This window comes from Nonomuraea sp. PA05 (genome assembly GCF_008086045.1).
GTDB lineage: Bacteria > Actinomycetota > Actinomycetes > Streptosporangiales > Streptosporangiaceae > Nonomuraea > Nonomuraea monospora.
The window spans coordinates 169459-188825 of record NZ_VSEY01000008.1 but is presented as its reverse complement, the minus strand read 5'-3'; the positions used below and the strand labels follow the sequence as shown (position 1 = coordinate 188825).

The window sequence follows — 19367 nt, the reverse complement described above, 5'->3', positions numbered from 1 at the left end:
CGTGACTCATGAGGATAGAACCTGGCGCTCCACGCCGGAAGCACCACAGGCACGAAATAAACCTTTAACAGAATAAATGTCCACTTATGGGCGATTAGTGCGTTCCAATCGAGTAACACGGTTGACGCTCCGCCATCTCTTGACAGTCACGGCGTTGAGAATCTCGCCATTGGCGACATATGTTGAGCCACGTCAAACGAGGAGGCGAGTGTGGGAGTTTCTCCCGACAACGCGGCGATCACCGTTGCGGGCCTGTGGAAGATCTTCGGCTCGAAGGCGGAAAAAGTGCTGGACAGCGAGGACAGACACCTCGAACCCGCCGCGCTGAGGGAGAAGACCGGCTGCACCGCCGCCGTCCGTGACGTGAGCTTCGAGGTACGCCCCGGCGAGGTCTTCGTCGTCATGGGCCTGTCCGGCAGCGGCAAGTCCACCCTCGTCCGCTGCCTGACCAGGCTCATCGAGCCGAGCGCCGGCGAGATCAGGATCGTCGGCGAGGACGTGCGCGCCGCCTCCCCCGCCCGGCTCCGCGAGATCCGCCGCCACCGGGTCAGCATGGTCTTCCAGCACTTCGGCCTGCTGCCGCACCGCAAGGTGATCGACAACGTGGCGTACGGGCTGGAGATCCAGGGCACCGCCAAGCAGGCCAGGCACGCGCGCGCGGCGGAGATCCTCGCCCTGGTCGGCCTCGACGGCTACGCCGACTCCTACCCCGACCAGCTCTCGGGCGGCATGCAGCAGCGGGTGGGCCTGGCCAGGGCGCTGGCCGTGGAGCCCGAGGTGATGCTGTTCGACGAGCCGTTCAGCGCGCTCGACCCGCTGATCAGGCGCGACATGCAGACCGAGGTCATCCGGCTGCACCGGGAAGTCGGCAAGACCATGGTGTTCATCACGCACGACCTGTCCGAGGCGCTCAAGCTGGGCGAACGCATCGCGATCATGCGGGCCGGCTCGATCGTGCAGCTCGGCACGGCCGAGGAGCTGGTGGGCGCGCCGGCCGACGACTACGTGGCCGACTTCGTCCGCGACGTGCCCAGGAGCCACGTGCTGACCCTGCGCTGGATCAGCCGCGCGCCCGAGGAGGGCGAGCCGCTCGACGGGCCCGCGTTACCCGCCGCCACCCTCATCAAGGACGCCATCGGCGTCGCCTCCTCGTCCCGCCCGATCAGGGTGGTGGACGGCGAGAAGCTGGTGGGCGTGGTGGACCGGGTGGACCTGCTCGCCTTCCTGTCGGGCCAGGAAGCGGCATGAGCAGCACGGCCGTCCCGACGCCCTCCCGGCCGGCGGGGTTGCCGAGATGGACCGCGCCTGCCGGGGTGGCGCTGCTGTTCGTGGCGGCGTACCTGGTCTTCCGCGGCACGGGGACGCTGCCGCACGACAAGGAGGCGCCACAGTTCCTGGCCGTCACGGAGCTGCGCGAGTGGATCGACGACCACCGCAACGACAACCCGCTCTTCCTGTACTTCCTCAACTACATCCGCCTGTTCGTGGGCTCGCTCTACGCCCTGTTCGAGACCGTCCTGTACGGCCTCGGCTGGCCCGGCATCACCGGCGTCATGGGCGCGCTGGCCTGGCTCGCGGGCGGCTGGCGGATCGCGCTGCTGACGGTCGCCGGGGTGAGCGCGTTCGGCGTGCTGGGCCTGTGGGAGTCCAGCGTGGACACGCTGGCCCTGGTCGCGGTGGCGGTGCTGCTGTCGCTGGCGATCGGGATCCCGATCGGCGTCTGGGCCGGGCTCAACGCCAGGGTCCGCCGGGCGATCACGCCGGTGCTGGACGTCATGCAGATCATGCCGACGTTCGCCTACCTGGCGCCGCTCGCGCTGTTCTTCCACATCGGCGCGCCCGCCGGGGCCATCGCGACGATGATCTACTCAATCCCGCCCGCGATCCGCATCACGGCCCTGGCCGTCTCCGGGGTCTCCCCCACGGCGGTCGAGGCGTCCGCCTCGCTGGGCGCCACGCGGCGGCAGACGCTGTTCAAGGTCTACCTGCCGCTGGCCAGGCCCACGATGGCGCTGGCGATCAACCAGACGATCATGATGGCGCTGTCCATGGTCGTCATCGCCGCCCTCATCTCGGCGCCGGGCCTGGGCGGCGACATCATCCGCGGCCTGTCCAGGGCGCAGGTCGGCATCATGCTGCCGGCCGGCATCGCCGTCGTCATCATGGCGGTGGTGCTCGACCGGATGATGATGGCCGTCGCGCGCCGCGACCCGCACGCCAGGGTCCGCCGCCTCGACCTCGCCGGAGCGGCCCTGCTGGCCGTCACCGGGCTGGCGCTCATCCCCGTCCTGCCGAAGCTCTGGCCCGAGAGCCTGACGATCAACCTGGTCGCCGAGGTCAACGAGGTCGTGCGGTGGGCCGAGGACAACTGGTTCACGGTCACGGCGTGGATCAAGGACACCACCTCCCACCTGCTGCTCAACCCGCTGGAGTCGCTGCTCACCTCGGCGCCGTGGTGGCTGGTCGCGCTGGCCGTGCTGGTGGTGGCCTGGCGGGTCAGCGGCATGCGCGCCGCGCTCACCGCGCTGGGCTGCCTGCTGGCGATCGCGCTGCTCGGCGTGTGGGAGCACACCATGCAGACGATGACCACGGTCGCCGTCGCGGTGCTGGTCACGCTCGTCATCGGGCTGCTGCTCGGCGTGGCCGCGGCCCGCTCGCCGCGGTACTCGGCGTTCCAGCGGCCGGTGCTCGACGCCGCGCAGACCATGCCCGCGTTCGTCTACCTGCTGCCCGCGCTGGCGCTGTTCGAGACGACCAGGTTCACCGCCATCTTCGCCTCCGTCATCTACGCGGTGCCGCCGGTGGTGCGCCTGGTGGAGGACGGCATCAAGGCCGTGCCCGCCACGGTCGTCGAGGCGGCGCTCTCGGCCGGCTCCACCTCCGGCCAGCTTCTGTGGAAGGTGCAGCTCCCGATGGCCAGGCGGGCCATCCTGCTGGCGGCCAACCAGGGCATCGTGATGACGCTGGCCATGGTGGTCGTCGGCGGCCTGGTCGGGGCGGGTGCCCTCGGCTACGACGTGGTCACGGGGTTCTCCCAGCGCACCGACTTCGGCATGGGCTTCGTCGCGGGCGTCGCGACCGTCCTGCTCGGAGTCATGCTCGACCGCATCACGCAGGGCGCCGACAGGCGTCCTTCCCCCCGAAAGAGGAAGCTCACATGAAGATTCGCCTGCTCGCAGGCCTCGTCGTGCTGGGACTCGCCGCCGCGGGCTGCGGCGGGGCCACGGTCGACACCAGCACCTCAGGCACCTCCGCCCCCGCGCCCGGGTCCAGCGCCTCCGCGTCGGGGGCCGGCGGCACCGTGAAGATCGCGATCAACCCCTGGGTGGGGTACGAGGCCAGCGCGAACGTCGTGGCGTACCTGCTGAAGAACGAGCTCGGCTACACCGTCGAGCTGCCCGAGATCAAGGAGCAGCTCGCCTGGGAGGGCTTCGAGACCGGCGACGTGGACGTCATCATCGAGAACTGGGGTCACCCCGACCTGAAGAAGCAGTTCATCGACGAGAAGAAGGTCGCCCAGGTGGCGGGCTCCACCGGCAACAAGGGCGTCATCGGCTGGTACATCCCCAAGTGGATGGCCGACGAGCACCCCGGCATCACCGACTACAAGAACCTCAACAAGTACGCGAGCCTGTTCAAGACCTCCGAGTCGGGCGACAAGGGCCAGTTGCTGTTCGGTGACCCGTCGTACGTCAGCAACGAGGAAGCCCTGATCAAGAACCTCAAGCTGAACTACAAGGTGGTCGTCGGCGGCAGCGAGGCGGCCCTGATCAAGGGCGCCCAGCAGGCGCAGACGCAGAAGAAGGCGCTGCTGTTCTACTTCTGGGACCCGCACTGGCTGTTCAGCAAGACCGACCTGGTCCGGGTCAACCTGCCCGCCTACACCGAGGGCTGCGACGCCGACCCCAAGAAGGTGGCCTGCGACTATCCGGAGATGGACCTCGACAAGATCGTGAGCACGAAGTTCGCGCAGACCGGCGGGAAGGCGTACGAGCTGGTCAAGAACTTCAGCTGGACCAACGAGGACCAGAACGCCGTCGCCGACGACATGACCAACAACGGCATGACCGGCGAGGAGGCCGCCAAGAAGTGGGTGGAGGCCAACACGGCCAAGTGGCAGGCGTGGATACCCAAGTGATCCCGTCGCCGACGCGGCCCCGCCCGGCGGGGCCGCGCACGCTCTCGGGGATGCTCGTGCTGACCCTGCTCCTGGCGGCCTGCTCCAGCGGCGAGCCGGAGTCCTCGGCGCAGGCCAAGGGGACGGTCAACATCGACATCCACGCCTGGGTGGGGTACGAGGCTCAGGCCGCCGTGCTGGCGTACCTGCTGGAGCACGAGCTGGGTTACAAGGTCAACAAGCGCGCCGTGAAAGAGGATCAGTCGTGGCGCGATTTCGAGACCGGCAAGGTCGATGTGATCGTCGAAAGCTGGGGTCACAACGACTGGAAGAAGGAGTACATCGAAGAGAAGAAGGTGGCGTTGTCGGCCGGTCTCACCGGCAACAAGGGAGTGATCGGTTGGTACGTCCCCGAGTGGATGGCCAAAAAGTACCCCGACATTACGGACTACCGAAACCTCAATAAGTACGCCTCACTCTTCCGGACCGAAAAAACCGGAAATGCCGGACAGGTGCTTGACGGAGACCCGACATTCGTTACAAATGACGAGGCGATCGTCAAGAACCTCAAGCTCAATTACCAGGTCGTCTACTCGGGCAGCGAGGCCGCGCTGATCAAGGCGGCCCAGGCGGCGACGAAGAATCGGACACCACTGCTCATGTATTTCTACGAGCCGCAATGGCTGTTCACCAAGGTCAAGCTCGTCAAGGTCGCGCTGCCCGCCTACGCCGTGGGCTGCGACGACGACCCGGCCGCGGTGGCCTGCGACTATCCGCCGTACCTGCTGGACAAGATCGTCAGCCGGCGGTTCGCGGAGCGGGGCGGGCAGGCGTACGAGCTGGTGCGCAACTTCAACTGGACCAACGACGACCAGAACGCCGTGGCCAGCGACATGATCAACGAGAAGATGAGCGCCGAGGACGCCGCGCGCCGGTGGGTCGAGGAGAACAAGATCGTGTGGAAGGACTGGATCCCCCGTTGAGGTTCGACTACGTCATCGTGGGCGGCGGCTCGGCCGGCTGCGCCCTGGCCAACCGGCTGAGCGCCGACCCCGCGACGTCGGTGCTGGTGCTGGAGGCGGGGCGGCCCGACTACCTGTGGGACGTCTTCATCCACATGCCGGCGGCGCTGATGTTCCCCATCGGCAGCCGGTTCTACGACTGGAAGTATGAGTCGGAGCCCGAGCCGCACATGAACGGCCGGCGCGTCTACCACGCCCGCGGCAAGGTCCTCGGCGGCTCAAGCAGCATCAACGGCATGATCTTCCAGCGCGGCAACCCCCTCGACTACGAGCGCTGGGCCGCCGATCCCGGCATGAAGCACTGGGACTACGCGCACTGCCTGCCGTACTTCAAGCGCATGGAGAACTGCCTCGCCGACCCCGGCACCGCCTTCCGCGGCGGCGACGGGCCGCTCAAGCTGGAGCGCGGCCCCGCGCGCGGGCCGCTGTTCGAGGCGTTCTTCGAGGCGGTGCGGCAGGCCGGCCATCCGCTGACCGACGACGTCAACGGCTACCGCCAGGAGGGCTTCGCCGCCTTCGACCGCAACGTCCACCGCGGCCGCCGCCTCAGCGCCGCCCGCGCCTACCTTCACCCAGTGCGCCACCGTCCCAACCTCAAGGTCAGGACGCGCGCCTTCGTGGAGAAGGTGCTCTTCGACGGCGCCCGCGCGGTCGGCGTCATCTGCGACGGCCGGCGCGTCGACGCCGCCGAGGTCATCCTCTGCGGCGGCGCGATCAACACCCCGCAACTCCTGCAGCTCTCCGGCGTCGGGCCGCGCGCGCTGCTGGAGCCGCTGGGCATCGACGTCGTGCACGACCTGCCGGGCGTCGGCGAGAACCTCCAGGACCACCTGGAGGTGTACGTGCAGCACGCGTGCACGCGGCCCGTCTCCCAGCAGCCCTCCCTGGCGCTGTGGCGCCGCCCCTTCATCGGCGCCGACTGGCTCTTCCTGCGCCGCGGCCCGGGAGCGACCAACCACTTCGAGGCCGGGGGCTTCATCCGGTCCAACGACGACGTGGCCTACCCCAACCTGATGTTCCACTTCCTGCCGATCGCCGTCCGCTACGACGGCTCCGCCCCGGCGGGCGGCCACGGCTACCAGGTGCACATCGGGCCGATGTACTCCGACGCCCGCGGCTCGGTGCGCGTCGTCTCCGCCGACCCGCGCCGCAAGCCCGCGCTGCGCTTCAACTACCTGTCCACCGAGCAGGACCGGCGCGAGTGGGTGGAGGCGATCAGGCACGCCAGGGCGATCCTGTCGCAACCCGCGTGGGCCGACCTGGACGGGGGCGAGATCTCGCCCGGCCCGTCGGTGCGGACGGACGAGGAGATCCTCGCCTGGGTCGCCAAGGACGGCGAGACCGCGCTCCACCCGTCGTGCACCAGCCGGATGGGCACCGACGAGATGTCGGTGACCGACCCCGGCACGATGCGGGTGCACGGGCTCGACGGGCTGCGGGTGGTGGACGCCTCGGCGATGCCGTACGTGACGAACGGCAACATCTACGCGCCGGTCATGATGCTCGCCGAGAAGTCGGCCGACCTCATCCTCGGCAACACCCCACTGCCGCCCGAACCGGTGGAGTTCTACCGGCACAAGTAGGGTTCACTCACCTGCGTTGCGCTGGTCGACCAGCACCTCGACGCCGTCGAGCACCCGCCGCAGCCCGAACTCGAAGGCGTGCTCCGGGCTGTAGGCCGCGTTGAGCGCCTCGCCTGCGGCCTGCCCCACCCGGGAGGCCGTCGGGTAGCGGGCAGCGTCGGCGATCCGGCTGAGGAAGGGCGCGTGCGCGGCCCACCACTGCTCGTCGGTGAGGCCCGTCTCGCTCTCCGCCTGCGCGGCCTCCACCGCTCCCCTGGCCGTGCCGTGCACGAAGCCGGTGATCAGCGTGATCACGGAGTCCATCTCCAGGTCCGACAGGCCGATGCCGTCGACCGCGCGCAGCTCGTAGTCGTACTTGGCGGTGACGTTGGGCCCGAGCACCGGCCGGTTGGCCGCCACCTGCAGCAGCCAGGGATGGCGCAGGTAGAGCGCCCAGTTCTCCCTGGCGATCTGCTCCAGCCTGCCCCGCCAGCCGCCCGGCACGTCGTCCGGTCTGGCGGTCTCGCCGTAGACCGCGTCGAGCATGACGTCGAACAGCTCCGGCTTGCCGGGCACGTACGTGTAGAGCGACATCGTCCCCACGCCGAGCCGCTCGGCCACGCGGCGCATGGACAGCGCCTGCAGCCCTTCGGCGTCGGCCACCTCGATGGCGGCGCGCACGATGCGGTCCACGCTCAGCTCCGGCTTGCCCTTGCGGCTGGCGCGCTCACTGGTGCGCCAGAGCAGCGCCAGGCTGCGGGCGGGGTCGCCCTTTCCCGAGTACTCAACTGTCACCTTCGTACGGTACATCGTACGGTTGCCGCAGTCGATCGTATGATGTACGGTACAGCGTACGATTCGGAAGGACGACACCATGACAGCGGTACTCGCGCAGGCCCTGCGCAAGACGTACGGCGAGAAGGCGGCGCTGGACGGCATCGATCTGCACGTGCCCCGAGGCACGGTCTGCGGCCTGCTCGGCCCCAACGGCGCGGGCAAGACGACGGCCGTGCGCATCCTGACCACGCTGCTGCGGCCGTCGGGCGGGCGCGCCGAGGTGGCCGGCTTCGACGTGACCACCCAGCCCCGCCAGGTGCGCCGCACCATCGGCCTGGTCGGCCAGCACGCGGCGGTGGACGAGCTGCTGACCGGCCGGCAGAACCTGGAGCTGTTCGGCCGCCTCTACCACCTGAGCGCGGCCGAGGCCCGGTCGCGGGCGAGCGAGTTGCTGGAGCGGTTCGGCCTGGAGCACCAGGGGCCGGCCAAGGAGTACTCGGGAGGCATGCGCCGCCGCCTCGACCTGGCGGCCGGCCTGATCCTGGCGCCGCCCGTGCTCTTCCTCGACGAGCCGACGACCGGCCTCGACCCGCGCAGCCGCGCGGAGATCTGGCGCGCGGTGCGCGACCTGGTGTCCGGCGGCACCACGGTGCTGCTGACCACGCAGTACCTGGAGGAGGCCGACCAGCTCGCGGACCGTGTCTCGGTGATCGACGCGGGCCGGGTGGTGGCCGAGGGCACCCCGGACGAGCTGAAGTCCAAGCTCGGCGGCGACCGGCTCGACGTGGTCGTCCACGACCCGGAGCTGCTGGCTCAGGCCGCCGAGATCATCGGCCGGGTCGCGTCGGGGCCCGCCGAGGTCGATCGCGACACCCGGCACGTGAGCGCGCCGGTCAGCGAGCGCGTCCAGGCGCTCACCGAAGTCCTGGCCGCCCTGGCGGCGGCCGGGATCGAGGCCGAGGACGTGGCGCTGCGCCGCCCCACCCTCGACGAAGTCTTCCTCGACCTCACCGGAGGTGGCTCCAGATGATCGTCCAGGAGAGGCTGCGCTGGGCGCTGGCCGACGGCTGGACCGTCGCCCGCCGCGACCTGATCCACTGGGCCAACCAGCCCATGACGGTGGTGTTCGGCATCGTCTTCCCCATCGTCATCACCCTCGCCTTCGGCTACCTGTTCGGCGGCGCGGTGCGGGTGCCCGAAGGGGCCGACTACTTCGCCTTCCTCATGCCCGGCATGTACGGCATGACGATGCTCTTCGGCCTCAGCGCCACCATGATCGCGGTCACCACCGACGCCTCCAAGGGCGTCACCGACCGCTTCCGCTCCATGCCCATGGCGCCGTCGGCCGTGCTGATCGGCCGCGCCATTGCCGACCTGCTCAACTCGGTGCTCGTCCTGGCCGGGCTGCTGGCCTGCGGCCTGGCGGTGGGCTGGCGCCCGGCCACGCTCCCCGGCGCGCTCGGCGCGGTGGCGCTGCTGCTGTTCCTGCGCTTCTCCCTGCTGTGGGCGGGCATCTACCTGGGCCTGCGCGCCCGCGACCCGGGCGCCGTGGTGGCGGTGCAGACGCTGGAGTTCCCGATCGGCTTCCTGTCCAACGCCTTCGTCGCGCCCGACACGATGCCGGGCTGGCTGGGGACGCTGTCGGAGTGGAACCCGCTGTCGTCCACGGTGGCGGCGGCCAGGGAGCTGTTCGGGAACCCGGGGTGGGGCGGCGACTCGTGGGTGGCCCAGCACGCGATCCTGATGGCGGTGGTGTGGCCGGTGGTGATCACCGTGGTGTTCTTCGTCCTGTCCGTACGGCTCTACCAGCACCTGGACCGCTAGCCCGACAGCGCCCTCTCGTAGGCGAGCAGCGTGTCCACGAACATTCGCCGCTGCCCGGGTGTGAGCGGCTCCAGCGCCTGCCGCCACGCCTTGGCCCCGTAGCCGAGCCACTCGTTGATCGCATCCTGGTGCCGGTCGGCGATGCTGACGATGGTGCGGCGCCGGTCGGCGTCGTCCTCCCGCCGCTCCAGCACGCCCTTCCTGCTCAGCTCCCCCACCATGAGACTGACCGTCGCGGGCGCCACCTCCAGCCGGGCGGCCAGTTCGTTGACCGTCATCGAGCCGTCGAACAGCAGGTACGCCAGCAGCGACAGATGCCGGGGCGCCAGCGACAGTTGCTGCAGCTCCTCGGGCACCTTGAGCCGCTTGGCCCGCCCGACCATGCGCGGCATCAGCAGCAGCAGCGTCCTGATCCCGTCGTCCACGCTCAAACCGTCGGTTGACATCACCAATACCTTGCTGTCTAAATTAGCTTTGGTTGCAAAGCAAATACATCCGCATCTCCCCAGAAGGATAGTGAGTTGACGGACTTCAATCAGCAGGTGATCGAGGAGTTCAGGGCGAACGGCGGCCAGGTGGGCGGCATGTTCGAGGGCGCCCCGCTGGTGCTGCTGACCACCGTGGGCGCGAGGACCGGCCGCAGGCGCACCAACCCGGCTGTCTACCTGCGTGACGGTGACCGCGTCCTGGTCTTCGCGTCCAACGCGGGCGCCGACACGCATCCGGCCTGGTACCACAACGTCGTCGCCCAGCCGAGGGTGACGGTGGAGCTCGGGCGGGAGACGTTCGCGGCCAGGGCGGTGCCGCTGGAAGGAGCGGAACGGGACCGCATGTACGCCCGCCAGGCCGAGCTCGACCCGGCCTTCGCGGCGTACCAGGCCGGGACCTCCCGCGTGATCCCCGTCGTCGCGCTCCACCCGGAACGCGAACGGCTGCGAGCCGTCGGGGACGAGCTGGTCAGGATCCACGCCTACCTGCGGGATGAACTGACGAAGCTGCGATCAGGTGAGCCGGGCCTGGGCCGGGATCTGCGTACGCACTGCCTGGCCTTCTGCGAGGCGCTGACCTTCCACCACACCGGCGAGGACCGCGTGGCGTTCCCGCACCTGGAGCGACTGTTCCCCGAGCTGAAGGAGCCCCTCGACCGGCTGCGCGACGAGCACGTCGTGATCGCCCGGCTGGCCGAGGAGTTGCGCGGCGGCCCCGGCGCGGCGACGCTCGACCGGATCGCCGCGGAGCTGGAGGCCCACTTCGCCTACGAGGAGGAGCAGCTCGTGCCGGTGCTCAACTCCTTGGCGCAGGTGCCCTGGGCGAGCTAGTGCACGGCGGTGGCGCGCAGCCGTACGACGTGCTCGACCAGCGAGATCAGCGTCGACTTGACCGACTCGCGGTTACGGGCGTCGGTGCGCACGATCGGCACCCCCGGCGACAGCGCGAGCGCCTCCCTGACCTCGTCGTCGGAGTGCGGGAACTGCCCGTCCCAGCCGTTGACCCCGATGACGAACGGCAGCTTGGCCTCTTCGAAGTAGTCGATGGCCGGGAAGCTGTCGGCCAGGCGGCGCGTGTCGAGCAGCACCACCGCGCCGATCGCGCCCCGCACCAGGTCGTCCCACATGAACCAGAAGCGGTGCTGTCCGGGCGTGCCGAACAGGTACAGGATCAGGTCACGGTCGAGCGACAGCCGGCCGAAGTCCATCGCCACGGTCGTGGTCTGCTTGTGCGGAGTAAGACCGAGGTCGTCGATGCCCGCGGACGCGTCGGTCATGACCGCCTCCGTGGTGAGCGGGAGAATCTCGGACACCGCCCCCACGAACGTCGTCTTACCGACGCCGAAGCCACCGGCCACGACGATCTTCGTCGACGTGAGGCCGGCGCTAGAGCCTGCGTAGTCCACTGAGCACCCTTTCGAGCATGTTGAGGTCTGGCTGTCCCTGGCTGAGGCGTGGCTGGTGCAGGCGGACAAGCCCTTCGTCGGACATGTCCGCCACGAGCACTCTGGCCACGCCCAGCGGGACGCGGAGCAGGGCCGAGATCTCGGCGACCGACCGGAACGACCTGCACAACTGCATGATGGCCTCCTGCTCTGGGGTGAGCATGGCCATCTCGTCGTCCGGGATCGACATGGACGAGATCAACGTCTCCATCGCGAGGTGATAACGCGGCTCCGATCTGCCGCCTGTCACCGCGTAAGGACGGAACAGGGGTTCTTCGTCCCCGGTCCCGTCAGCGCCGTACACGGCCCTCTCCCATCAGTTCCATCACATCACCGGGTCCTGGCGGCCTGCAGCTCCGCGCGCAGGGCCGGCGTGAGCGCTTGCCCCGCCCTGTCTACCAGCAACGTCATCTGATACGCCACCAGCCCCATGTCACAATCCGGACCCGCCAAGACCGTCAGCACGGAGCCGTCGCTGATCGCCATGACCAGCAGCAGACCGCGCTGCATCTCGACGACGGTCTGCGTCACCGCACCGCCCTCGAACACCCTGGAGGCACCCACGGTCAGGCTCAGCAGACCCGCGGAGACCGCGGCGAGCTGGTCGGCCCGGTCCGGAGGGAAGCCCTCCGACGCGGCCAGGCAGAGCCCGTCCGCCGAGACCACGACGGCATGCGCGACTCCGGGCGTGTTGCGTACGAAGTCGGTGATCAGCCAGTCGAACCTGTGCGCCTCGTGGCTAAGGGTTGTCACGCATCCTCCCCGGCGGGACGCTTACTCACTTCGTTCCTCCTGTCCACGTACTTCCTGGCGGCCCCGTCGGACACCCTGCTGATAGCTGGCCATCCTGCTGCGCATCCGGTCGGGTGAGACCGGGGGCACCGGCGCCTGCCTCTGCGGCTGCTGCGCCTGCGCGGGCCGGCTCGCCGTGCCCGGCACCAGGTTGGCCTTGGGGGTCCGCTTGGGGAGCCCGGCGGCGGTGATGCCGCCGAGGCTGGGATCGCTGGCTCTGGCCGCCGCCTGCCATCCGGCGTCCGCGGCCGTTCGCCACGCTTCCTCCCCAGAGGGTACGGCTTGCGCGGAGCCGGGCTCACCACCGGGCTCACCACTGGGCTGGTCCGCGGCGGCCCGCTGCGCCGGGGCCTCGTCCTGTGGCCTGCGGAACCAGGCGGACTCCACCGACGCGAAGATCGGCAGGAACTCCTCCTGCTCCTGCTCCAGCGGCGAGACCTCCACCGACGGCGCTGGATCCGGCTGCCGCACGTCGTTCGTCGGGAACGCCGGCGGCGGCGTCTGGAACGCGGACGGCGGCGGCGTCTGGAACGCGCCATTACCAGACGGATAAGAAGAACCGCTGGGGAACGAAGGGAACGACCCGGTGTCGCGCGAGGCCGGTGGCCTGCGGTAGGAGCCGCCGTCGGTGTCGGCGGTGAAGCCGCTGACGCCCCCTCTGCCCGGGTCGGAGTTGAACGCTCCCGAGCCCGGCCTGGGCATGCCCGGCGTGCTGTCGTGCGTCCGCGGCGCGTGCCTGCCGGGGCCGCCGCTGGGGGGCCCGCTGTTGAAGGCCCCGCTGTTGAAGGCCCCGCTGTCGAAGGCGCCGGTGCCCTGCGCGGGCGCGCCGCTGTCGAAGGGGTCCGACGGCGGTCCCGCGTGCCGCGGCCTGCCGTTCTCGAACGGCGGCCCCTGCCTGGCGGGCCCCGCGTCGAAGGAGTCGAAGCTGGCGAACGACCGGAACGACCCGTTCTGCGCGAGCGGCGCCGCCGGCTGGCTGGGCACGCTGCCGCCGCCGAACGCGGGGCGCTGCGGCAGCGGCTGCTGCGTCCCGTCGGCGATCAGCGTGGGCGGCAGCAGCACCATGGCGATCAGGCCTGCGCCCTCGCCCCTGCGGAGCTGCACCCGGATGCCGTGGCGCAGCGCCAGGCGGCCGACCACGAACAGGCCCATGCGCCGGGAGACCGACACGTCGACCACGGGCGGCTCCGCCAGGCGGCGGTTGGCCTCGGCCAGCTCGTCCTCGGTCATGCTGATGCCGGTGTCGCTCACCGACAGCAGCGCGCCCCCGCCCTCGATGAGGCTGCTGGTGACGATGACCTGAGAGTTGTTCGGAGAGAACTGGATGGCGTTCTCGACCAGCTCGGCGACCAGGTGGACCAGGTCGTTGGCGCAGCTGCCGAGCACGGAGGTGGCGCGGTGCACCTTGACCTGGACGCGCTCGTACCCCTCGACCTCCGACAGGGCGGCGCGCACGACGTCGACCAGCTTGGCCGGCTGGCTGCGCCGGCGGGTGGCCTCGTGGCCGGCCAGCACCAGGAGGTTCTCGGAGTTGCGGCGCATGCGGGTGGCCAGGTGGTCAAGCTTGAACAGGTCGGCCAGCCGGCCGCCGTCCTGCTCGCCCTTCTCCAGGCCGTCGATCAGCGAGATCTGCCGCTCGACCAGCGTCTGCGTGCGGCGCGAGAGGTTGACGAACATCGAGCTGATGTTGCTGCGCAGCTCGGCCTCCTCGCCCGCCAGGCGGACGGCCTGCCGGTGCACCTGGTCGAAGGCCCTGGCCACTTCGCCGATCTCGTCGTTGCCCTCGACCTCGATGGGCGCCACGTCGCGCACGGCCGTGTCGCCGCTGACGCGTAGCTGGCGCACCACGTCGGGCAGCCGGAACCCGGCGACCTCCAGTGCCTCGGTGCGCAGCCGGCGCAGCGGGCCGACCATGGAGCGGGCGATGGCGACGGTGAGAAGCAGGACGACGATCAGCAGCGCCACGATGAGTGAGCCGGCGATGATCGCGCTGCGGGTCTCGGCGGAGCGCAGCTCCTGGCTGCGCAGGCCGACACGGGAGGCCAGGTCCTTCTCGATGTTGTGCAGCACGTCGATGGCGGCCGTGTTCTGGTTGAACCAGTCCAGGCGCTCCGCCCTGGCGGAGATGAGGTTGTCGACGATGCGGGCGCCCGGCTCGCGGGCGCTGACCAGCGCGATCGCGCGGGCCTTGGTGAGCTGGACGTTGACGTACTCCTGCTTGGACGTCAGCGCCTTGGACAGCTTGAGGCCCACCTCGACGCCGGCCTCGGCGCCCACGGAGCCGATCGCGCTCTGCTGGAGGGCGTTGGACGCGATGAACTGCTCGACGTCCTTGGCGTCCGTCCTGTTCGGGTTGTAGCTGTTCTGGATGAGCTGGACGCGCTGACGGGACATCTCCTCCTTGGCCGACGCCAGCGCGCTGAGGGCGCGGAACTGGCCGACGATCTGGGAGTCGTCCGACATCAGGGCCAGCTCGTCGTGCAGGTCGAGCAGGGTGTCGGTGAGGAAGTTGTAGCGGATGGTCTCGGTCTGGCCCTCGGTCCTGATCTTCGACAGGCGGCTCAGGTCGTACCTCGCCTGGCCGGCGGCCTTGACCACGCGCGGGCCGTAGGAGTCGTCCATCGCGGTGAGGTCGGCCCGCACGGTCTTGACCAGCGAGTCGACGGCGGCCTTGCGCTGCGCGTAGTCGTCGGCGAGTTCCTTACGCATCGCGCGGTTGGCGCCGATCCAGCCGCCGGTGTCACGCTCCAGGCCGATGGCCTGCACCAGATCGCGGATGTGACCGGCCTGCACCGCCGCGGTGGCGGTGCGATCGTAGACGTCGATGCTCTGCACCGACTCCACCACTCGTGTTCCCCCGAGCACGACGGCGGCGATGGTGGGCACCAGGATGAGCGCTGTGAGCCGCCACCTCACGCGCCAGTTTCTCAGGCCGAGCCGCGACAACGACCGCTTGTCGCGGTCCTGCCGCAAGGCTGGGCCACCTGCTGGGCCGCTGCCAGAATTCCCCGTAGTCACCGCTCCCGCTACCCCTCAATCGTCCCGCCCGCAACGGGTCATAAGCCGTCCACAAGGTATCCGCAGCATCTGACTTATCAGGCATATCGGACACAATTGTTACAAACGTGACCGGTACTCGTGTGCTGTTGGTTATCGCAGTGCGGCAAGGACGTGATCGCGCACTTGCGCCCTCTGCGCGTCGTCGCTGAGGGGGCGACCCGCGCGGTCCACAACATAGAAGACGTCAACCGCCTCCGCGCCGAGAGTCTCCACGCGAGCGGCTCGTACGTCAAGACCACACTCACCGAACGCCCGTCCGATACGCCACAGCAGCCCCGGCCTGTCATGGGCCCTGACTTCCACCACGGTGGCGGTGGCGGAGGCGTCGTCGACCAGTGTCACCCGAGGTGGAGCCACGGGCACGCGGGGCGGCCTGACCGAGCGGGTGCGGCGGGCCAGCCTCTGTTCGATGTCAAGACGTCCAGCAAGGACGAGACGGAGGTCTGACTCCAGCGTCGCGGGGTCCGGCGGAGAGCCGTACTCGGGGATGACGGAGAACTCGATCACCGCCGTGGAGCCCGCGGAGGCGGACGACGCGGAACGCACGACGAGCCGGTGCGCGGACAGCACGCCCGCCGCGCTCCACAACAGCCCCACCCGGTCGGGGGCGACGACCGTCACCGCTCCCCCGTTGACGCGCACGGCGCCGCCGCCGTGGCGGGCGAGCCCGGCCTGCTCGGCCGAGAGCGTGGGCGGCTTCGGCGGCGGCGAGCCCGCCAGCACGGACCTGACCCGGCGCACCAGGTCGGCGACCAGGCCGGCCTTCCAGCTGTTCCAGGCCGCGGGGCCGGTCGCGTTGCCGTCGGCGACCGCCAGCGCGGCCAACAGGTCGAGCACCTCGCGCGAGCCGACGGTCGCGGCGACCTTCTCGATCGTGACCGGATCGTCGAGGTCCCTGCGCGTGGCGGTCTCGGGGAGCAGCAGATGATGGCGTACGACGGTGGCCAGCGTCTCGACGTCCGCCGGCGGCAGGCCGATGCGCGTGGCGATGTCGCGCACCACGACCTCGCCGGTCGCCGAATGGTCGCCGGGCCAGCCCTTGCCCACGTCGTGCAGCAAAGCTCCGATGAGCAGGAGGTCGGGGCGGGAGACGTCACGCGTGTGGCTGGCGGCGTTCGCGGCGGCCTCGATCAGGTGCCGGTCGACCGTGAAGCGGTGGATCGGGTTGCGCTGCGGGCGGTGCCGTACGCGCTCCCAGTCAGGAAGCAGCTTGACAAGGATGCCCGCCTGGTCGAGCTCCTCCCACACGGGCACGGCGGCGCGGCCCGCGCCGAGGATCGACACCAGCGCGTCACGCGCCTCCTCAGGCCACGGCACCGGCATCGGCGGCGACTGAGCTGCCAGGACGGACACCGTGGCGGGCGCGAGCGGCAGCCCCGCGTCGGCCGCGGCGGCGGCGGCGCGCAGCACCAGGACCGGGTCCTTGCGCGGATCGACGCCCCTGGCGAGCACCACCTCGCCGCCGTGCTCGACGACGCCGTCGGCCAGCGGGCGGCGGCCACGCGGCGCGGGCCCTGACACCAGCCTGTCAACGGTGCGCCAGGTGGCGTCGAAGGCGTGGGAGATGGTCCGGCCGGCCTCGGCCAGCCTGCGCATCAGCGCCTCGGCGTCGAGGAGGCCGAGCAGCCCGGCGACCGCGTCCTGCTCCTGGAGGACCAGCCGGTCGGTGCCTCGGGCGGTGACGACGTGCAGCGCGTGCCGCACGTCGAGAATGAACTCGTAGGCTTCGCGCGCCCGGGGGCCCGGCGCCGAGGCGACCCAGGCGGCGGCCACCGCCTGCATGGCCTGCACGTCGCGGAGCCCGCCGCGGCCGTCCTTGAGGTCGGGCTCCAGGAGAAAGGCCAGCTCGCCGCTGACCTGGGCCCGCTTGTCGGCCGACTCGCGCAGCTCGCCGAGCCTGCGCCGGGAGTCGGCGCGCCATTCGGCCAGCACCGCCTCCCTTGCCTTCCTGGTCAGGTCGGGGTCGCCGGCCACGTGCCTGGCCTGGATGAGGCCGAGCACGGCCTTGAGATCCTGGCGGGCGACGGACACCGCGTCTTCCACGGTGCGTACGGAGTGGTCGAGGTTGACCGCCGAATCCCAGATCGGGTACCAGATGCGGTCGGCGACCCTGGCCACGTCAGCCCGGCCGTTGTGCAGCAGCACCAGGTCGAGGTCGCTGCCGGGCGCCAGCTCCCCCCTTCCCAGGCTCCCGACGGCGACCAGTGAGACGTGGTCGCCGTCGCTCGCCGTGCGGAAGAGATCCTTGAGCCAGCGATCGGTGTCCGCGGTCCGCTCCTTGCGGGCCGCGGCGTACGAACGGGCCTCTCCCCTCACTGTCGTGCCCCCTTGCCGAGCTCCGCCAGGACGCCGTTGTCCTGGCTTCGCCACGGATCCGTGAAAGACCCTCTTACTCGGACACCCTCGGCCGAGCTCGTCATCACAGGGCCTCCGGACCCCTCTCCCCAGTACGCACCCGGATGACGGTGTCGACCGGAACCGACCAGACCTTGCCGTCACCGATCTTGCCGGTGTGCGCGGCCTTGACGATGACGTCGATCACGTCCTCGGCGTCATCCTCGTCGGCGAGGACCTCCAGCCGGACCTTCGGCACCAGGTCCACCTGGTACTCGGCGCCGCGGTAGACCTCGGTGTGGCCGCGCTGGCGGCCGTAGCCGCTCGCCTCGCTGACCGTCATGCCCTTGATGCCGAACTGCTCCAGGGCGGCCTTCACGTCGTCGAGCTTGAAGGGCTTGATGATCGCCGTGATGAGCCTCATGCTTCCACCTTCTTGGGAGCGGGTGCGGTGGGACCGTTGGAGGAGGTGTGGCCGGAGGCGTAAACCGTGCCGAGGTCGTAGCCGGTCTCGGCGTGCGTGGAGACATCGACGCCCGTGACCTCGGCCTCCTGGTTGATCCGGAAGCCCATGGTCTTGTCGATGATCTTACCGATCACCCACGACATCACGAAGGAGTAGCCGCCGACGGCGACCGGGCCGAGCACCTGGAGGCCGAGCTGGCTGATCTGCCCGCCCTCGATCAGGATGCCCTTGTTCTGGCCGGGCAGGAACGGGTAGGCGGCGACGAAGCCCAGCGCGACCGCGCCGATGACACCGCCGACGAGGTGCACGCCGACCACGTCGAGGGAGTCGTCGAAGCCCAGCTTGTACTTCAGGCCCACGGCGTAGGCGCAGCCCACACCGGCGAGCAGGCCGATGACGACGGCCGCCCACGGGTCGACGAAACCACAGGCCGGGGTGATGGCGACCAGACCGGCGACCGCGCCGGAGGCGACGCCGAGCGTGGTCGCGTGACCGTCGCGCAGCTTCTCCACCACGAGCCAGGCGCCGGCGGCGACGGCCGTGGCGACCTGCGTGTTCATGAACGCCAGACCGGCGGTCTGGTCGGGGGCCAGCTCGGAGCCGGCGTTGAAGCCGAACCAGCCGAACCACAGCAGACCGGTGCCGAGCAGCACCAGGGTCAGGTTGTGCGGCCGCATGGGCTCCTTGCGCCAGCCCGTGCGCTTGCCCAGGACGAGCGCGAGCGCGAGCGCCGCGGCACCGGCGTTGATGTGCACGACCGTACCGCCGGCGAAGTCCTCGATGCCGAGCTGGGTCAGCCAGCCGCCGCCCCAGACCCAGTGGGCGACGGGGAAGTAGACCACCGTGGCCCAGATGAGCGAGAACAACACCCATGCGCCGAACTTGGCCCGGTCGGCGATGGCGCCGCTGATCAGCGCGACGGTGATGATGGCGAAGGTGAGCTGGAAGGCGGAGAACACCATCAGCGGGAAGTTGTCGGCGGCGGCGGCCTCGGCCGTCACGTTTCCGCCCTCGACGATCAAACCCTCATAGACGGCGTTGAAGACCCCGCTCAGACCGACGTAGTCGAGTCCTCCGATGATCTGGTTGATACCACCGCCTTCGCCGGCGGTGTCGAACGCGAGGGAGTAGCCGTAAAGGACCCAGGCGACCGTCACGACGATGATGGCGACGAACGACATCATCATCATGTTCAAGACGCTCTTGGCCCGGGTCATACCCCCGTAGAAGAACGCGAGGCCCGGAGTCATCAGCAGCACCAGGGCGGTGCATACCAGCATCCAGGCGGTAGTGCCGCTGTCGATCATCGAAGCGACCCTCCTTCTTACATGTGACGTGTGGCCACAGCGTGTTCTCCCGGGGTTTCGTGGCTCGACCAGGTGTGTTTCACATTCGTGAATCTCGCCGCGATGGTGTTTCACGTTCGTTTCGGGCTTCTCACAGGCCCGATTTCGGCTTCGCCAAACCGGACATGAGATAC

The 19367-nt window shown here is 69.8% G+C and carries 17 protein-coding genes; 8 read left to right on the top strand and 9 right to left on the bottom strand.

The annotated features are described in order from the left end of the window. The first annotated feature begins 210 nt into the window (after positions 1-210). Genes FXF51_RS15195 through betA form a run of 5 tightly spaced genes read left to right on the top strand, consistent with a single transcriptional unit; the run spans position 211 to position 6722 of the window. The gene (locus FXF51_RS15195) at positions 211-1248 is read left to right on the top strand and encodes a glycine betaine/L-proline ABC transporter ATP-binding protein (protein ID WP_148435095.1); all 1038 of its coding nucleotides are present in this window, start codon (positions 211-213) and stop codon (positions 1246-1248) included. Beyond that, positions 1245-3161, top strand: coding sequence for an ABC transporter permease (locus tag FXF51_RS15190; protein ID WP_148435094.1), 1917 nt, complete (start codon positions 1245-1247; stop codon positions 3159-3161). The genes FXF51_RS15195 and FXF51_RS15190 overlap by 4 nt, the downstream gene beginning before the upstream one ends. Beyond that, positions 3158-4138: an ABC transporter substrate-binding protein gene (locus FXF51_RS15185; RefSeq protein ID WP_148435093.1), complete on the top strand. Its 981-nt coding sequence runs from the start codon at positions 3158-3160 to the stop codon at positions 4136-4138. Before FXF51_RS15190 ends, FXF51_RS15185 begins: the two co-directional genes overlap by 4 nt. Then, complete coding sequence (locus FXF51_RS15180; protein WP_262379535.1) at positions 4090-5100, top strand: ABC transporter substrate-binding protein; 1011 nt, start codon at positions 4090-4092, stop codon at positions 5098-5100. Before FXF51_RS15185 ends, FXF51_RS15180 begins: the two co-directional genes overlap by 49 nt. Then, entirely contained in the window at positions 5076-6722 is a 1647-nt protein-coding gene (gene betA / locus FXF51_RS15175; protein ID WP_262379534.1) for a choline dehydrogenase, read from the top strand. Before FXF51_RS15180 ends, betA begins: the two co-directional genes overlap by 25 nt. Positions 6723-6725: 3 nt before the next feature. On the opposite strand, the gene FXF51_RS15170 is transcribed toward betA, so the two are convergent. After that, on the bottom strand, positions 6726-7496 hold the full coding sequence (locus FXF51_RS15170; protein WP_222871283.1) for a TetR/AcrR family transcriptional regulator: 771 nt from the start codon (positions 7494-7496) through the stop codon (positions 6726-6728). A gap of 79 nt (positions 7497-7575) precedes the next feature. On the opposite strand from FXF51_RS15170, the gene FXF51_RS15165 reads away from it, so the two are divergent. Together FXF51_RS15165 and FXF51_RS15160 are read left to right on the top strand one after the other, a co-directional pair. Then, positions 7576-8508 (top strand): ATP-binding cassette domain-containing protein, encoded by a 933-nt coding sequence (locus FXF51_RS15165; protein WP_148435091.1) that lies wholly within the window; start codon positions 7576-7578, stop codon positions 8506-8508. After that, positions 8505-9302: an ABC transporter permease gene (locus tag FXF51_RS15160; RefSeq protein ID WP_148435090.1), complete on the top strand. Its 798-nt coding sequence runs from the start codon at positions 8505-8507 to the stop codon at positions 9300-9302. The genes FXF51_RS15165 and FXF51_RS15160 overlap by 4 nt, the downstream gene beginning before the upstream one ends. Here the strand turns inward: FXF51_RS15160 and FXF51_RS15155 are convergent. Further along, positions 9299-9748, bottom strand: a complete 450-nt coding sequence (locus FXF51_RS15155) for a MarR family winged helix-turn-helix transcriptional regulator (protein WP_148435089.1) — start codon at positions 9746-9748, stop codon at positions 9299-9301. The genes FXF51_RS15160 and FXF51_RS15155 overlap by 4 nt on opposite strands. Before the next feature lie 75 nt (positions 9749-9823). On the opposite strand from FXF51_RS15155, the gene FXF51_RS15150 reads away from it, so the two are divergent. Then, a complete protein-coding gene (locus FXF51_RS15150) occupies positions 9824-10621 on the top strand; it encodes a nitroreductase/quinone reductase family protein (protein WP_148435088.1) in 798 nt (265 codons plus the stop codon). Here FXF51_RS15150 and FXF51_RS15145 read toward each other — a convergent pair. The 7 genes from FXF51_RS15145 to FXF51_RS15115 form a co-directional block, all read right to left on the bottom strand. After that, a complete protein-coding gene (locus FXF51_RS15145; protein ID WP_148435087.1) occupies positions 10618-11196 on the bottom strand; it encodes a GTP-binding protein in 579 nt (192 codons plus the stop codon). The two genes, FXF51_RS15150 and FXF51_RS15145, sit on opposite strands and share 4 nt — an antisense overlap. Next, positions 11177-11539 carry a DUF742 domain-containing protein gene (locus tag FXF51_RS15140; RefSeq protein WP_148435086.1) on the bottom strand — a complete coding sequence of 121 codons (363 nt, stop codon included), beginning with the start codon at positions 11537-11539 and terminating at the stop codon, positions 11177-11179. The genes FXF51_RS15145 and FXF51_RS15140 overlap by 20 nt, the downstream gene beginning before the upstream one ends. Positions 11540-11565: 26 nt before the next feature. After that, positions 11566-11988: a roadblock/LC7 domain-containing protein gene (locus FXF51_RS15135; protein WP_043616017.1), complete on the bottom strand. Its 423-nt coding sequence runs from the start codon at positions 11986-11988 to the stop codon at positions 11566-11568. Positions 11989-12009: 21 nt separating this feature from the next. Then, positions 12010-15000 (bottom strand): nitrate- and nitrite sensing domain-containing protein, encoded by a 2991-nt coding sequence (locus FXF51_RS15130; RefSeq protein WP_187414381.1) that lies wholly within the window; start codon positions 14998-15000, stop codon positions 12010-12012. A gap of 177 nt (positions 15001-15177) precedes the next feature. Further along, a complete protein-coding gene (locus FXF51_RS15125; protein ID WP_148435084.1) occupies positions 15178-17403 on the bottom strand; it encodes a [protein-PII] uridylyltransferase in 2226 nt (741 codons plus the stop codon). Between the two features lie 103 nt (positions 17404-17506). Continuing rightward, a complete protein-coding gene (locus FXF51_RS15120; RefSeq protein ID WP_080042393.1) occupies positions 17507-17845 on the bottom strand; it encodes a P-II family nitrogen regulator in 339 nt (112 codons plus the stop codon). Next, positions 17842-19194, bottom strand: coding sequence for an ammonium transporter (locus FXF51_RS15115; protein WP_148435083.1), 1353 nt, complete (start codon positions 19192-19194; stop codon positions 17842-17844). The genes FXF51_RS15120 and FXF51_RS15115 overlap by 4 nt, the downstream gene beginning before the upstream one ends. Between the last annotated feature and the right edge of the window lie 173 nt (positions 19195-19367).

Coding starts and splice junctions, on each gene's coding strand:
- FXF51_RS15190 (WP_148435094.1), top strand. CDS start 1,245: ATGAGCAGCACGGCCGTCCCGACGCCCTCCCGGCCGGCGGGGTTGCCG.
- FXF51_RS15185 (WP_148435093.1), top strand. CDS start 3,158: ATGAAGATTCGCCTGCTCGCAGGCCTCGTCGTGCTGGGACTCGCCGCC.
- FXF51_RS15165 (WP_148435091.1), top strand. CDS start 7,576: ATGACAGCGGTACTCGCGCAGGCCCTGCGCAAGACGTACGGCGAGAAG.
- FXF51_RS15160 (WP_148435090.1), top strand. CDS start 8,505: ATGATCGTCCAGGAGAGGCTGCGCTGGGCGCTGGCCGACGGCTGGACC.
- FXF51_RS15155 (WP_148435089.1), bottom strand. CDS start 9,748: ATGTCAACCGACGGTTTGAGCGTGGACGACGGGATCAGGACGCTGCTG.
- FXF51_RS15120 (WP_080042393.1), bottom strand. CDS start 17,845: ATGAGGCTCATCACGGCGATCATCAAGCCCTTCAAGCTCGACGACGTG.
- FXF51_RS15115 (WP_148435083.1), bottom strand. CDS start 19,194: ATGATCGACAGCGGCACTACCGCCTGGATGCTGGTATGCACCGCCCTG.